At 33.6% G+C, this 15,328-nt stretch carries 10 protein-coding genes; 7 read left to right on the top strand and 3 right to left on the bottom strand.

Annotated features, from left to right (window positions below):
• Nucleotides 1-8: 8 nt before the first annotated feature.
• Entirely contained in the window at nucleotides 9-1,397 is a 1,389-nt protein-coding gene (locus tag ASF10_RS13440) for a RagB/SusD family nutrient uptake outer membrane protein (protein ID WP_056250062.1), read from the top strand.
• A gap of 11 nt (nucleotides 1,398-1,408) precedes the next feature.
• On the top strand, nucleotides 1,409-4,081 hold the full coding sequence (locus tag ASF10_RS13435) for a prolyl oligopeptidase family serine peptidase (protein WP_056250060.1): 2,673 nt from the start codon (nucleotides 1,409-1,411) through the stop codon (nucleotides 4,079-4,081).
• 74 nt (nucleotides 4,082-4,155) lie between these two features.
• Here ASF10_RS13435 and ASF10_RS13430 read toward each other — a convergent pair whose 3' ends face one another.
• The 3 genes from ASF10_RS13430 to ASF10_RS13420 all read right to left on the bottom strand — a co-directional run bounded on the left by ASF10_RS13430 (nucleotide 4,156) and on the right by ASF10_RS13420 (nucleotide 6,714).
• Nucleotides 4,156-4,428: a DUF6520 family protein gene (locus ASF10_RS13430; protein ID WP_056250057.1), complete on the bottom strand. Its 273-nt coding sequence runs from the start codon at nucleotides 4,426-4,428 to the stop codon at nucleotides 4,156-4,158.
• A 96-nt stretch (nucleotides 4,429-4,524) separates the two neighbouring features.
• Nucleotides 4,525-6,045 carry a MauE/DoxX family redox-associated membrane protein gene (locus tag ASF10_RS13425; protein WP_056250054.1) on the bottom strand — a complete coding sequence of 507 codons (1,521 nt, stop codon included), beginning with the start codon at nucleotides 6,043-6,045 and terminating at the stop codon, nucleotides 4,525-4,527.
• A 375-nt stretch (nucleotides 6,046-6,420) separates the two neighbouring features.
• Nucleotides 6,421-6,714 carry a hypothetical protein gene (locus ASF10_RS13420; RefSeq protein WP_317039047.1) on the bottom strand — a complete coding sequence of 98 codons (294 nt, stop codon included), beginning with the start codon at nucleotides 6,712-6,714 and terminating at the stop codon, nucleotides 6,421-6,423.
• A gap of 642 nt (nucleotides 6,715-7,356) precedes the next feature.
• Here ASF10_RS13420 and ASF10_RS13415 point away from each other — a divergent pair.
• From ASF10_RS13415 to ASF10_RS13395, 5 genes are all read left to right on the top strand, one after another.
• Nucleotides 7,357-7,749, top strand: a complete 393-nt coding sequence (locus tag ASF10_RS13415; RefSeq protein WP_056250052.1) for a plasmid mobilization protein — start codon at nucleotides 7,357-7,359, stop codon at nucleotides 7,747-7,749.
• Nucleotides 7,734-9,038 (top strand): relaxase/mobilization nuclease domain-containing protein, encoded by a 1,305-nt coding sequence (locus ASF10_RS13410; protein ID WP_056250050.1) that lies wholly within the window; start codon nucleotides 7,734-7,736, stop codon nucleotides 9,036-9,038. The genes ASF10_RS13415 and ASF10_RS13410 overlap by 16 nt, the downstream gene beginning before the upstream one ends.
• Before the next feature lie 17 nt (nucleotides 9,039-9,055).
• Complete coding sequence (gene mobC, locus ASF10_RS13405) at nucleotides 9,056-11,038, top strand: conjugal transfer protein MobC (RefSeq protein ID WP_056250397.1); 1,983 nt, start codon at nucleotides 9,056-9,058, stop codon at nucleotides 11,036-11,038.
• Between the two features lie 22 nt (nucleotides 11,039-11,060).
• Complete coding sequence (locus ASF10_RS13400) at nucleotides 11,061-12,029, top strand: YhcG family protein (RefSeq protein WP_241774954.1); 969 nt, start codon at nucleotides 11,061-11,063, stop codon at nucleotides 12,027-12,029.
• Nucleotides 12,030-12,482: 453 nt separating this feature from the next.
• Nucleotides 12,483-15,266: a sacsin N-terminal ATP-binding-like domain-containing protein gene (locus ASF10_RS13395; protein ID WP_056250048.1), complete on the top strand. Its 2,784-nt coding sequence runs from the start codon at nucleotides 12,483-12,485 to the stop codon at nucleotides 15,264-15,266.
• Nucleotides 15,267-15,328 lie beyond the last annotated feature (62 nt).

The raw sequence follows: 15,328 nt of genomic DNA, 5'->3' as shown, positions 1-15,328 counted from the left end.
CAGTATTTATGAAAACATTTTATCATACAGCAACGCAAATGTTGTGGCTAGGCATATTGTCCTTTTTTATGAATTCCTGCGATTCTTTTGTAGAGGTAGATCTTCCCAAATCACAACTTACCACTGTAACCGTGTTTGAGGATTATGCTACTGCTGATGCAGCCCTTACGGACATATACGCAAAAATCAGGGATAAGGGCTTACTAACCGGCAACAACAGAGGGCTGTCAAATCAGCTTGGTAACTACACAGACGAGATAATTCCTTATGGTACGCCTTCAAATCCAAGTTTGAACTTTTATAACAATAGCCTTTTAGCTGAGAATTCAGATATTGCGCAGTACTGGAACGACTCCTACAATCAGATTTATGCTGCCAATTCTTTAATGGAAGGTATAGAAGCGAGCACTAAGCTTTCAGACCAAAATAAAAAACAACTTAAAGGAGAAGCTCTTTTTATTCGCGCACTACAGCATTTTTATCTGGTCAATCTCTTTGGAGACATTCCCTACATCACAGTGACCGATTATAAAAAAAACAGTACAGTAAGCAGAATACCTGTCAATCAGGTATATCAGAATATTATAAATGATCTGGAAAGTGCTATTGCTTTATTGCAAAATAATTACAGCGAAATGGGAAGAATCCGCGCTGACAAATATGTTATCCATGCCTTTTTAGCCAGAGTTTACCTCTACACTAAATCTTATCCTGAGGCTGCCAATGAAGCCTCGGCAGTTCTTAACCAGACCGATTTGTTTGCTTTGGAAAATATAGACCAAACCTTTTTAGTGGATTCAAAAGAGACCATCTGGCAGCTGCAATCAGCAGAAGCAGGACAGAATACACAGGAAGCATCAACCTTTATATTCTTATCTGGTCCACCTGCAATTGTAGCTCTAAATGATAATCTTGTAAATTCCTTTTCAGCATCTGACCTGCGATATTCCAATTGGATTAAAGCGGTCAATGACGACACCTCAACATGGTACCATGCCTACAAGTATAAAGAGCAAAACTTTACTTCGATCTCTAAAGAATATTCGATTGTTTTCAGGCTTGCCGAACAATATCTTATCAGAGCCGAAGCACGAGCACAGCAAGGTGATCTTATTGGTGCCAAAGAAGACTTAAACAAAATCAGACATCGAGCTGGTCTTGATGATACTTCGGCAATCACTAAAGAAGAAATCTTGGATGCTGTATTAAAGGAGAGACGATGGGAATTCTTTACCGAGTATGGACATCGTTTTTTCGATCTGAAACGCTTCAATCAAATAGATGTGGTGCTTTCAAGCAGTAAGCCGGGATGGAATGCGTCTGATAGTTTATTCCCTCTCCCTCAGAGTGAACTAAGTTCAAATCCGAATCTTCGTCCTCAAAACCAGGGATATTAAAATCGTTTAAGATGATGAAGTACGCTACTCAAAAATGTTTCAGTCCTGTAAGTGCTTCTTTATTGCTAAATACGCGTTTACACTTTTTTTTATTTTTTATTTTGCCATTAGTAGCCTGTCCTTTAAGGGGACAGGTGGTGCAAAAAAAAGATCTTACTGCAGCAGACTATCACTTATGGGGTGCACTGAGTCTGGAAAAAATATCTCCTGACCAGAAGTGGGCCAGTTATACCATGAGTTACGAGAATAATATTGATACATTATTTGTTCGTAATACAGTAAGTCTTAAGACATTTTCGTTTGTGACAGTTCAGCATTCTTTATTCACTAAAAACAACACTTTTGTATGTAAGAATGAAGAGGGATTACAAATTACAGAACTACACACAGGGAAAAAACAGTATATAAAATCAGCTCATGAGTTTGATTATTCATCCTTTGCAGATCTTATCATCGTAACAATCAACCTTCCACAGGATAAAAAGAAACTCATCCTTCAAACTCCAGATGGCAAAGTCGTTAGGGAAATAGCTGACATTACCAGTTTTTCTTTAAGTCCTGACAAGCAGCATCTGGTTTATGGAAGAGCATTGAACGATAAACATTCCGTTATCCTGCTGGATCTAAAAAAAACGGAGCAGGAAAAGTTGATTCTGAACAATCACGAAGATAAAAGTTTTGGCTTTACATGGCATAAAGATGGAAGTGCTGTTGCTTTTGGAACACAATCAAATTTAATAACTGAGACCTTCTTGTTTTATTATATACTCGAAAATGAAAAATTATATAAGCTCGATCCGGCGCTACAATTAAACTTGCCGAAGAATACCTTTATACCTGCAGACTTTACATTTAAACTGACCGTTTCTGATGATATGCAGAAAGTGTTTTTTACCACAAAAATAAATAGTCCATTATTGGAGAAAAAAAACACTACAGATGTTGAAATATGGAACGCAAATGACAAATCGTTGTATACCGAAAGGGAAAAGGGAGGTTCTCTCTCAACAGTTCCAAGGGTTGCACTTTGGTTTCCTTTTTCTAATATTGCCAATCAATTAACAACAAATGACCTGCCTAAGCTGATGCTTTCCGGTGATCAACAATATGCCTTATTATTTAATCCAAAGGATTATGAACCTCAGTTTATAATAAAACCCGGTCCAAGTGATATTTATATTCTGAATCTGAAAACACTTGAAAAAAAGCTGTTTTTGAAAAAACATTCTGCTCATTTTTTAGAACTAATACCATCGCCTAAAGGAAACTATATTTCTTATTTTAAAGACGGCAACTGGTGGGTATATAATATTGCAGCTGATACACATCAAAATATTACAGCGGGAATAAAATCTAAATTTACAGCAGAAGATTTACAGTATTCCATCTCCGCCAAAAACTCAAATGCAGGCTGGAGTATGGATGATAAAGAAATTCTGCTATATGACGAGTTCGACCTGTGGGCTATTAAACCCGATGGAACTTCTTTCAGGAGGTTAACACAGGGACGCGAATTAAAAATAAGATACAGACTGGTTAGCAGCCCCGACAGGCAACCTTATCTTTTTGTTTATGATGCGCTAAAAGTAGACAACATTGATATCGAAAAAGAATTGTTTCTTCACGGTCAGGGAGACGATGGAAAAACGGGTTATTTTAAGTGGAATAAGAAGTCACGTGAAAAGTCAATTATCTATGATGATCTACATATTGACCAATTAACCTATAATTCTAACAAACAAAATTTGTTTTACAGGGAACAAAAATTTGACCTTTCTCCACAGCTGATAATTAAAAAGAAAAATTTGAATCCAGTCTCTTTTTTTCAAAGTAATCCACAGCAAAAAAGATATTATTGGGGAACATCAGAACTCATCGAATATGAAAATTCTAAAGGCGTAAAAATGAAAGGGGTACTACGTTACCCTGCGCATTATGATCCCAAAAAAAAATATCCGATGATAGTGCATGTATACCAGAGGCAATATGATCAGCATCATAAATATATAAATCCTACATCACAGATGGAGGATGAAGATAATGATACTGTATGGACCACTCAAGGCTACTTTGTTCTTCTTCCGGATATCATTGTGGAGTATGATACTCTGGGTTATTCAGCCTTGGATTGCGTTTTGGCAGCAGTCAAAAAAGTCCTCGCTAAGGAAATTATAAAACCAGATAAAATCGGACTTATGGGACATTCTTTCGGAGCGTATGAGACTTCGTTTATAATTACGCAAACAAATCTTTTTGCCTCAGCTATTGCAAGTGCCGGTAGTACCGATCTAAATAGTTTTTATTTTACCCTTGCCAAAAACTTCTCTTATCCTAATATGTATCGCTTTGCCAGTGGACAATGGAAAATAAGTCAGAGTCCGTTTGAAGACCCTGAAACCTATCGACGTAATTCCCCCATTACGTATGCCAATAAAGTGAATACACCTCTCTTGTTATGGTCGGGAAAAGAAGATTATAATGTTGATCCTCATCAGACTATGGAATTTTATTTTGCACTTCGTTCTTTGGGTAAAAAATGCATCATGCTCTTATATCCGGACGAAGGACATGGCATTTCAAAACCAGCCAATCAAAAAGATATGACCAGCCGGATTCAACAGTGGTTTGCCTACTATCTCAAAGATGATTTGTCGGCAGAATGGATAACCGAAGGCGTGAAATAATTTTAAAATAAACTAAAAAAAGCAATGCAGTTCCGCTTTGGAACTGCATTGCCGTTTATCGAAACCTCAAACAGTTAGTTTGCTGGTCGAAACAATACTTCATTACAGTTCCCTTGGGCATTTTTACCAAATGCCTGCGGTCCTGTTGCCCCATTAAGACGACAGGTTTGTGATCCACTGGTATCACAATTTACCGGAATGTTACAAGCGCCTTGAGCATTGAGAGTATATCCAATTTTTGGTGCAAGTTTTTTTTCAGTACTTTGCATGGACATAGTGGCAAATGCTCCGGTAATTCCCAGCGCAATAACTGCTGCCGGCATTACATTTTTTAAAAAAGTTTTCATAATAATAAATATTAAATTAAAAACACGATCTACTTTTTTCTACAGGTGTTCGATCTGGCTTCCTGACATCGGCCAATGTATTTTGATGCTGCTTTTTCATTCCAGCATTTTTATTTCTTTTTTTAGTATATCTCTAAGTTTATAAACAGACAGTTCATCACTCATCAAAGCATACAAATGAGTATCAGTAACGATAAAGGATTGCAGTTTTTTATCCTCAACATTGTAGATTGCAAAACTCAGTAAATAAGCTTTTTTCTTTAGGTCATATACATCAATTATCGCAGCCTGTTTCCATAATTTCAGATCTTCAAAACGTCCTTGAATTTTGGAGTTTATAAAAAGTAGATTTGAATTTACAGCAAGATTTGCATTTACGGTCATCGGCGGTGTTGCCATTCTTCTCTCTGTATTATTTTTGAGATACGCTACCTTAATCTGAGCATGTGATATTGTATCTATAGTATGACCCCGGTATAATAGCTTTAAATTTTCATCTGCAACAATAAATTCATTTCTGTAATAATAGAGATAAATCATTCGTTTCATTTTCTCATTGTAGACAAGCATACCATCAGTATCGAATACGCCGTCGATTTGTGTCTGCAAAAGTGTATCGTTATAGCTAATTTTTGGTGACCTTTCGGCTTTAAAAATACTTAAAATATGAGCAGCATTCTTGCCATTATTAGACCTGAATACTACTGAAGTAATATCCACAGGCTCAGCGATGGTAAAATAATGAAGGTCTTTTATTTCGCCGATCACTTTCCAATTATTGGTCCTTCCCCAAAAAATGCAGGGAACGGTTCCATCCATCAAATAAAAGTAAGATCCTCTAACTAAAATTTTAATCCTTTTAAATGCTATATCTTTTTGGATAAAAGAGATTTTAAATGTCTGTTTCACCTGTAAGGCAGAATCAAATGCAATAATATGCAGTGGATCTGTGTAGTTCCCAAGATATAACTGATTATCTCTGCTTCCGGCAAAATAATAGGAATTGAATTTCAGATTTTCTGTTTTTTGCAGCATGATAGGATGCTGTGGATACCTTCTGACAAATGGATTTTCATGTTGCATAATTTGTTCCGATGATAAAAACAAAACAACAACTGTTATGATACTAAGTACAACTGAAATTATAGTTGTTTTTATCCCCACAACCGATCTTGCAAAGTATTCACTTTCTATGCGTATATTATGTTCTAACAGAAGAGCTAACAATCCTAACAGTACAAAAACAATATTGAAAATCAGATGTACATCCCAGCTCATTTTCTCCAATATACCACCACAAGAACAAGGAACAAAAGAACTGTAATGCAGTACAATAAAAATATATGCCGTAAACATGGTCATCATACTTACTGAAGCAAGTAGTCCCCAGTTTCTAAATCTTTTAACAACCAGTAGCACAACAATCAATAATTCACTCAGTGGCACTATCCAGGAAATCCAGGTAGCAAAAGCGCTTAAAAGAGGAGATTGTCCAAGTTGCACATGGAAGTTCTCATAATCAAGTAATTTGCTAACTGCAGCATATACAAATAGAAGTATATAAAGCAGACATATTGCGTCCAGAATTACACTCTTAATTTTTACATTCAGTTTCATGTTTTTATAGATTTAAGCTGATACAATTAGTGATACTAAATCGGTATCATTCATATGGAAATTTTTATTCTAGTTTTAAATTTTGCTGTTATTCACTTAATAAATTTTAACAACAAAATTTAAATCCCCTTAAATCCTAAAAAATGAAAAGCATTTTAACTGTGATTCAATTGTTTGGAGTTGGGGCGAAAACAAAATTACAACAGCTTGTTTTATAGTGCGTTATCAAAATCCGACATCAATTTGTCAAAATCCGATATTTTAGTTAAAGTTTTAAAAAAAACAATGGTAAAATAAATTGGATAATAAAAAAGGGTTCAAATAAACACTAATTGTTTATTTGAACCTCTTATATTTTCTTGGTTTTTTAATCTTTTATGACTTACCTGTCTCATTTAATGTGTTGAGCTTTTCACTAAGTTCTATAAGCCCTGCTTTTAAAAGACATTCCTCTGCAAACAGTTTTAAATCCTGTAGATTTTCTTCTGAAACACTTGTTAAGAGTATTGATGGTTTATCATCTCCTTTAGCTGCTAAACCACGTTCGATAACATGGTGTAATAACAATACATTTTTTCGTGAAATTTTAAAATCAATCTTCACTACATCATTCATGCTAGGGATACTAAGCACAGTATCAAAAACCTTGGCCACATCATTTGTTGTCATAATCTTCACGTTTTTAATTAATAATTTATTTATACAAAGGTATAAAGCTAGTCCTAAAATGTCATGGACATAATATGTCCATCATAGGTAAAATCCATTTCGCTTACTTAATTTTGTATCAGAAATAACAGGAAAGGTTAAAAGGAACAATCAAAAACCTTCCTTAAAAGAGTCAGGATTTTGTTGTTTTAAAATTGGTTTATTGGTTTGAAAGAGCACGTTTTTAAATCTAAAATTGAGAGGATAAATTGCCATTATAGCTAGCCCGTTACAGTAGTTTCAAATTATATGCAGTGTGCACTTTCTTTGAGTTTTAAAAATAAAAGTCAAACAGATTTTATAAAAGGATATTGAACTATAATGACTTAATGGATACAGTATTAAATTTCCGGAATACTACAATTAATACATCACATAATATAAAAACAGTCTGTAAAAAGAGAAATTTAAGTTTTGAGTGTTTTAGAAATATTAGAATGTCTAAAGAACATCTTAAAGTATCAGCAAGATTGCAACGTTCCTGCAATCGGCAAGATGTCCTGTTGTTAAACAACAGCCTTCTTGCTGCTCTATACTCGGAACTCGTGAGCAGTGATACTAAAAGCATAAATTAAGGTTTGATAACAATGAAAAAGAGAGAAAATGAAAAGAGAAAATTCAAACAGAACACGTATAGTTGGGTTACGCTTTACACCTGGAGAGTATGCGAAAATTGAGAAAAAATGGAAAGCTAGTACTTGCCGCAAACTGAGTGATTACATTCGTAGGCACTTATTTGAGAAATCTATAAACACCACTTACAGGAATCAGTCTTTAGATGATATGATCCATGAAATGACCCAGTTATTCAAGCAATTAAATGGTATTGGAAACAACTTCAATCAGGCAGTAAAAAAACTACATACACTAAATCAAATTCCGGAATTTAAAGTATGGATTTTAAGTGCTGAACTGGATAAAAAAATCCTTTTTGACAAAATTGATGAAATCAAAAATTACATCCGGAAAATCTCCGAAAAATGGTTGCGATCATAAAAACAGGATACTCTATCCAGAAAGTTTTCTATTACAATGAAAACAAAGTAAAAGAAAATGTGGCCCAATGTATTGGTGCTGGAAATTATCCTATTGATGTTGATAAAATGGGGCTTACTGTGAAACTGAACCGCTTTTTAAAACAACTGGAACTAAATGAAAATGTAAAGCGAAACAGTGTACATATTTCGATCAATTTTGATCTTTCAGAAAATCATTCCAAGGAAAAATTAATGGCTATCGCGGATACTTATATGCAAAAAATCGGATTTGGCGAGCAGCCTTATCTCGTATATCAGCACAACGATTCCGGACATCCGCACATCCATCTGGTCTCCATAAATGTTCAAAGGGATAGTAAGCGAATTGACATGCAAAATATTGGTAAAAACCGATCTGAACCGGCAAGAAAAGAAATCGAAGAACGCTTTGGACTTGTTAAGGCGCAAGGGAATAAAAACAGTATTGATTTTATGCTTAAGCCAATCATCTCACAAAAGATTCAATACGGGCGAAGCGAATCGAAAAAGGCTATTACAAATGTACTCAATCAGGTGCTTTCATCGTATAAATACGCCAGCTTTCCAGAACTCAATGCTGTGCTTAAACAATACAATGTTTTAGCTGACCGCGGCAATGAAGATTCAAAAATGTATAAAGCAAAAGGATTGATGTATAGAATACTTGATGATGACGGTAAACCTATCGGAGTCCCCATAAAAGCCAGTCTGTTTTACAACAAGCCAACACTGAAATTTTTAGAAGAAAAATTTGCGTCTAATAAAACAAATGAAGTCTCAAATATAAGAAGGGTAAAAAATGCCATTGATATGGCATTCTTTAAAACTCAAATATCGCTCGCAGAACTAGTTCAAGTACTGCAAAAAGATGGAATCAATACTGTTTTTAGAAAAAACGCAGAAGGATTAATTTATGGGATTACCTATGTAGATCATACCACAAAATGTGTTTTTAATGGCAGTACACTTGGTAAACAATACAGTGCTAAGGCAATACAGGAACGCTGTACATTCATTAATCCGGCCGAACAAAAAATGACAAATTTGGTAAGTGAAAAATTATACGAAATCACATTTGAAACACCGAAATCGGAAATAGTTGCAGCACTGTTTGGTGATTATTTTAGAAATAACAAATATGTAGGGTCCAGCACAATAATGGGGCAATTAGCAGAGATGCTCACTCAATCAGAACAGACAGCTAATTACCTTCCATATGAGTTGAGAAACAAAAAGAAAAAAAGAAGAGGACAGTCTAATAATCGATAAAACGTGAAATCATGGCTATGCAGACAGGAGAAAACGAACAGGCGCTTAGAAAGATCTTGGATATGACAAGACTTATCAGCATCATTATTTTAGTAATCCATTTTTATTATTACTGCTATGCTGCCTTTCAGCAGTGGCATCTGGTCAGCGGATTTAGTGATAAAATTATGGGCAATATTTACCATACTGGATTATTCAATAACTTTCATAAATCCAAACTCTTTGCACTAGTATTTTTATTAATCTCACTAATTGGAGCAAAAGGGAGAAAAGATGAAAAACTGAGTTCTAAAACAGCTTTTGCTTACATCATTACAGGTCTCCTTATTTACTTTATAAGTTGTCTTTCACTATACCTGAAAATTGAACTCATGCTGGCAGCAATTGCTTATATCACCATAACTTCCAGTGGCTTTCTTCTGATGCTTTCCGGAGGTACACTATTATCTCGTATTATAAAAAACAGGCTCAACAGCAAGGATATTTTTAATAACGAAAATGAAACTTTCCCCCAGGAAGAAAGATTCTTGGATAATGAATATTCCATCAACCTTCCGGCCCGTTATCATTTAAAGGATAAGATAAGGGACAGTTGGATAAACATTATTAATCCCTTTCGAGGATTGCTGGTTTCCGGCACACCAGGATCTGGGAAATCTTATTTCGTCATACGCCATGTCATTACCCAGCACATCCGTAAACAATTCACCATGTTTGTCTATGACTTCAAGTTTGATGACCTAACCAAAATTGTCTATAATACTTGGCTTAAATACAAACATAACTATCCGAAATTGCCACAGTTTTATGTCATTAATTTTGATGATTTGACCCGGACTAACCGGTGTAATCCGTTAGAGCCGTCAGGTATGAGTGACATTACAGATGCTTCAGAATCGGCACGTACCATTTTGTTGGGACTCAACAGGGAATGGATCAAAAGACAGGGTGATTTTTTTGTAGAGTCACCGATTAATTTTCTTTCCGCCATAATATGGTATTTACGAAAATACAAAGACGGAGAATTCTGCACACTTCCCCATGTAATTGAGCTCATGCAGGAAGATTATGATAGTCTCTTTACGCTGCTTAGAACCGAAAAAGAAATTGAAGTGCTTATTAATCCCTTTGTGAATGCCTACCTAAATAATGTTATGGACCAATTAGAGGGGCAAATTGCATCAGCAAAAATTGCCATGGCACGTCTTTCCTCTCCACAATTGTATTATGTTTTATCGGGTAGTGACTTCACATTGGACATTAATAATCCGGATGAACCGAAGATCGTTTGTATGGGTAATAACCCCCAGAAAATCCAGATATATGGAGCTGTGTTGTCACTTTATGTAAACCGATTGGTAAAGCAGGTAAACCAAAAAAACAAACATAAAAGCAGTCTGATATTCGATGAATTTCCAACTATTTACCTCAACAATATGGACAGCTTAATTGCTACAGCCCGGAGCAATAAGGTAGCAACTTGTTTGGGTATCCAGGATTTTAGCCAGCTGCGTAAAGACTATGGACGAGAACAGGCGGATGTGATTATGAATATTGTTGGAAACGTAGTCAGTGGACAAGTTGCAGGAGATACTGCCAAACAATTATCAGAGCGTTTCGGTAAAATAATGCAGGATAGGGAAAGCCTTTCGATTAATAGTGGAGATACTTCAATCAGCCGTTCCAAACAATTGGAATCAGCAGTACCTCCATCCAAAATTTCCGGACTTAGTTCTGGTGAATTCGTGGGTATGGTAGCCGATGATCCTGATTGTAAAATTGAACTCAAAACATTTCATTCTGAAATAGTAAATGACCATGAAGCATTAAAAAAAGAACAGGATCACTATGTCGATATTCCTGTTATTCGTAAAGTTGATAATGCAATGGTACAGCGCAATTACCTACAGATAAAAAAGGACATCAAGGATACTATTTATGCTGAAAAGGAAAGACTATTAAATGATATTGAACTAAGTCATTTAGTAATTAAGAAGTGATAATAAATTTAAATTAGAAATAATGATACAAGAACAATTTACCGATATAATCCAATTAATAAAACAATCCAGATCAAAAGCCATTTCAGCAGTTAACACTGAAATGATTAATCTGTACTGGAATATTGGACAATACATTTATAATCGAATCGAAACAGCACAGTGGGGGAAATCAGTAGTAAAAGAACTGGCCGATTTTTTGCAAAGAAGTGAGCCTGATTCAAAAGGATTTTCGGATGCAAACCTTTGGCGTATGAGGCAGTTTTATGAAATCTATAAAGATACGCCAAAACTCGCACCACTGCTGCGAGAAATTAACTGGTCCAATAATCTGATTATCTTTTCTAGATGTAAAACATTAGAAGAACGAGAGTTTTATCTAAGCTTTTCAAAAAGAGAAAACTATAGTAAACGAGAATTAGAGCGTCAAATTTCATCCAGTCTTTTTGAAAGAACTATGATTGGAAATTCAAAACTCGCACCAGTGGTGCGAGAAATACATTCTGAAATTAATAATACCTTCAAAGACAGTTATATTTTTGATTTTTTAAATCTTTCTGAATCCTACAGTGAAAATGAATTACAACAAGGATTGATTAAGCAGATGAAGAATTTCATTTTGGAATTAGGCAAAGATTTTATCTTCATTGATCAGGAATATAAATTGCAGGTTGGTAATAGCGATTTTTATATTGACCTTTTATTTTACCATAGAGGATTACAGTGTCTAGTTGCTTTTGAATTAAAAACAGATAAATTTAAACCGGAATATTTAGGACAGTTAAATTTTTATTTGGAAGCATTAGACCGTGATGTTAAAAAATCCAATGAAAATCCAAGCATCGGGATATTGTTATGCACCGACAAGGACAGTAAAGTAGTAGAGTATGCTCTCAATAGAAGTCTTTCTTCTACTATGGTAGCTGAATACAAAATCCAGCTTCCGGACAAACAATTACTTCAGCAAAAAATGCAAGAATTATTGAAATAGAAATCATTAAGCTATTGCATGAATTTTCAAGTCAAAATAAATCTTCCAAACTTGTAGATTCATAGAGATCCTGATTTTTATCACTTTTAAGAAGATTATAGTTTATTATTGAATTTAGTCAATATCAGAAATCTTATTTTCATAACTATAATAAAAATAAGATTCAAAATTCCTGCTGATTAACATTCTGATTTTTTAATTACAAGTCACATCGGCTATATGATGTTATAAATCTATTAGAAATTCTTTTGATTAATAAAAAGGTATTGGGAAAAATCCTATATTGGTAAAGTAATTAAAAGATAAAAACTTCAATATCTCACAAATTATTACTCAAAAGTACTGGCAGTAAGATGGTAAAATAATCTTTTAAATTATACAGACAAAACAATATAAATATAAATAACAGTTACTTAACCACTGTAGAAATCTTGTTAGCAATTAATTAATAGTATGGAAGAAGTTAAAATATCGAATACAGAGTTTAAATCATTTGATGACCAAATCAAAGAAACTGAAATTGAAAAAAAGTTAAGCATTCCGGCCAAAAGGCTGATGGAAAAATTGGAACCTATACCTAGTAAAATAGATTCCCTTCAGTACAGGTGGTTTTGGGAATTGATTCAAAATGCAAGTGATTTTAATTCCGAAGTTGATATAGAATTAGAGCATAAAGAGAATTATTTAATATTTCGGCATAATGGTCAGCCCTTTAAACTTGTAGATGTTGAAAATTTGATAACACCTGATTCAGATAAGGATGACAAAGATATTGATGATGATTATATTGGACGTTTTGGAAGTGGTTTTATATCGACTCATGTACTTTCATCTTTAATTACTGTTGAGGGTTTGGTCAAAGACAAATACAGAGAAAATGTATATTACAGATTTAAATTTGACTTAGACAGAAATCAATATAATTCTAAACCTAAATTGATAGATTCGATTCAAAGTTCAGAAAGTCAGTTTAAAAGTAAGTATGTATCATCTGAGCACTTGCCTGGATCTTTTGAAACAAAATTCACTTATGATTTAAATAAAGGATTATCTAATCTAACTCCAAAAGAAGTTGCCAAATCAGGTATTGAATATGCGGTTAAAATTTTACCATTAGTTTTTACTTTTCTACCAAAACTTAAATCGGTTAAGTTTATTCAAAATAACGGTAGTTTAAAAGAAAGCTATTTTTATCAAAAAAGCAGGAACGATCAGTCTGGATTATGTGAAATAGGTTATGAAATAAATGCAGTACCCCAGCCAGATATAAAAGTTAAGTATGCTGTAGAAGATGATGTTACTGTTGCTGTAGAGATAAAAAATAATCTTGTGTTGGAATATCCGGAAAATATGGCTGTACTATTTTTATATCTTCCCATGATTGGTTCAGAAAAATTTCCTTTTCCAGTTTCAATAAATTCCCAAAAGTTTAAACCAGAAACAGAAAGAAATGGAATAAATATTTCAAATAATGATATTGAAAACAGAAATAATTTATCAAATGGAGTTAAAGCATATCAAAAGTTGCTTGAAACATTGTCAAAAGATAGAGTTGGAAATCTCTATCATTTAGTAAAACTAAAGAGTGACAGAATAAAAGCACTTCAAAATGATTCTTCATGGTTTCAACAGAATATTGAAAAAGACTTCAAAATCGTACTCGATCAGGTAAAATTTGTTAATTGTAACGGGGAAAGTATTTCCTACTCTGAACTAAAACTTCCTTTCATTCCCGAAAATAAAACAGAATCAAAAGATTTAGATTTTTATGATACTGTTTGTGATTTAATATTAGGACAGGTACCTAATAGGCATGAATATTTAAACTGGCTGAAAAATATAGATTTCACAATATTTAAGCAGGTTCCATTTAGATTAGACGCAGCAGTAAAAATAGTAGAAGAGACTAAAAATTTAGTCCAGCTTTCAAAGTTACTTAACAAGAATGAAGAAGAAACAATTAAATGGCTGGCTGTTTTTATAAAGTATGTAATAGAAAATGATAATGGCCTACTTACAAAGCATAAAATAATTCCTTGCAAATCAGAAGAAGGCACATTTGTAGACAGAGATGCAGAAATTTATGCAGATAATGGAGTTCATCATGATTTGATTGAGGTTTTCAACAAAATGAAAAATGAAAACTATCGCGATAAACTTTTAAATGATGTAATCAATAAAGAAGTCGTTAATCTATTGCCTGCTAATAAATTTAAAACATGGGATTCTTTAGCAAAAGAAATAGATGATATTTTCCGGATACGATTAGATGGAAATTCTAGATTATCTAAAAATGAATTAGAAGGTTTAAGTATTCTGTTAAAATGGCTGAAAGTAAAAGGATTCCCTAATTGGAAAGAACTTTCAAATTATTTCCCAACATTTCATGGCTCGTATTCTAATTTTTTTATGGAAAGTTTTAATGAAGAAGAAAGAGTAAAAGCAATTACAATTCGTGATAGCGGTAAACAAGATTCATTACTTAGACTTGCAGAGTCAGATGTCACTGAAGCTGAATTAAATAAAGTTGTGGAAAGTATTTCTGAGGTAAAGAAAATAATCAGCATAATAGAATCTGGCGCAAATCTAAATCAGCTTAAAGAATTAGCTGAGCTGTTTCCTGATAAAATACCTTCGCACGTAATGGACATAGCACGTGAAGAAGGAGAAAAAAAACGAGATTTTGACACTAAATCAAAAATCGGCAGCGATGTGGAAAAATTATTTAAAACGGCATTTGAAAAAGCACATTTAGGATTAATTGTCGAAAAAATTAATTTAGATGATGTTAACTTTGTTTATGCAGGAGGCGGATCTTATGATTTTAGAATTACTAATCCAGTAACTGGACAATCATTTTATATTGAAATGAAGTCGGTAAGACATGGAAATACGGATTCAATAAAACTTGCAATATCACAGTTAGAGAGAGCTGTAAATCCAAAATATAAAGAACACTATTGTATAGCTCTGATTGAACGTACAAAGGATATTAAGGATATGGATGAAGATTATGTTTTAGAAAATTTAAAGTTTATACCAAGTCCTGGAATTTTTCTTGAATCAGTTTATGAAGATCATAAAAAAGTAATAGAAAGCACAAGTAGAGCTAAAGAAGCTAAACTTCTAATGCTAAATGCTGATTTTAGATGTAGTATTGACTATAAATTTCTTTTAAGTAATTCCAAACTCATTGGAGATCTTGAAATTGCAGTTATAAAGAGTTTGAAAAGTTAATTCCTTTAATCTGATATTTTTAATTTCAGATTTTTTTGTTTATAAATTAAAGAAATTCTACT

Source organism: Flavobacterium sp. Leaf82 (assembly GCF_001422725.1).
Classification (GTDB): Bacteria; Bacteroidota; Bacteroidia; order Flavobacteriales; family Flavobacteriaceae; genus Flavobacterium.
The sequence above is the reverse complement of the archived record's forward strand: the minus strand, read 5'-3'. Positions and strand labels throughout refer to the sequence as shown.

Bases quoted from the DNA above. Each gene is read 5' to 3' on its own strand.
- ASF10_RS13440 (WP_056250062.1), top strand. From the start codon at position 9: ATGAAAACATTTTATCATACAGCAACGCAAATGTTGTGGCTAGGCATA.
- ASF10_RS13435 (WP_056250060.1), top strand. From the start codon at position 1,409: ATGATGAAGTACGCTACTCAAAAATGTTTCAGTCCTGTAAGTGCTTCT.
- ASF10_RS13430 (WP_056250057.1), bottom strand. From the start codon at position 4,428: ATGAAAACTTTTTTAAAAAATGTAATGCCGGCAGCAGTTATTGCGCTG.
- ASF10_RS13425 (WP_056250054.1), bottom strand. From the start codon at position 6,045: ATGAAACTGAATGTAAAAATTAAGAGTGTAATTCTGGACGCAATATGT.
- ASF10_RS13420 (WP_317039047.1), bottom strand. From the start codon at position 6,714: ATGACAACAAATGATGTGGCCAAGGTTTTTGATACTGTGCTTAGTATC.
- ASF10_RS13415 (WP_056250052.1), top strand. From the start codon at position 7,357: ATGAAAAGAGAAAATTCAAACAGAACACGTATAGTTGGGTTACGCTTT.
- ASF10_RS13410 (WP_056250050.1), top strand. From the start codon at position 7,734: ATGGTTGCGATCATAAAAACAGGATACTCTATCCAGAAAGTTTTCTAT.
- mobC (WP_056250397.1), top strand. From the start codon at position 9,056: ATGCAGACAGGAGAAAACGAACAGGCGCTTAGAAAGATCTTGGATATG.
- ASF10_RS13400 (WP_241774954.1), top strand. From the start codon at position 11,061: ATGATACAAGAACAATTTACCGATATAATCCAATTAATAAAACAATCC.
- ASF10_RS13395 (WP_056250048.1), top strand. From the start codon at position 12,483: ATGGAAGAAGTTAAAATATCGAATACAGAGTTTAAATCATTTGATGAC.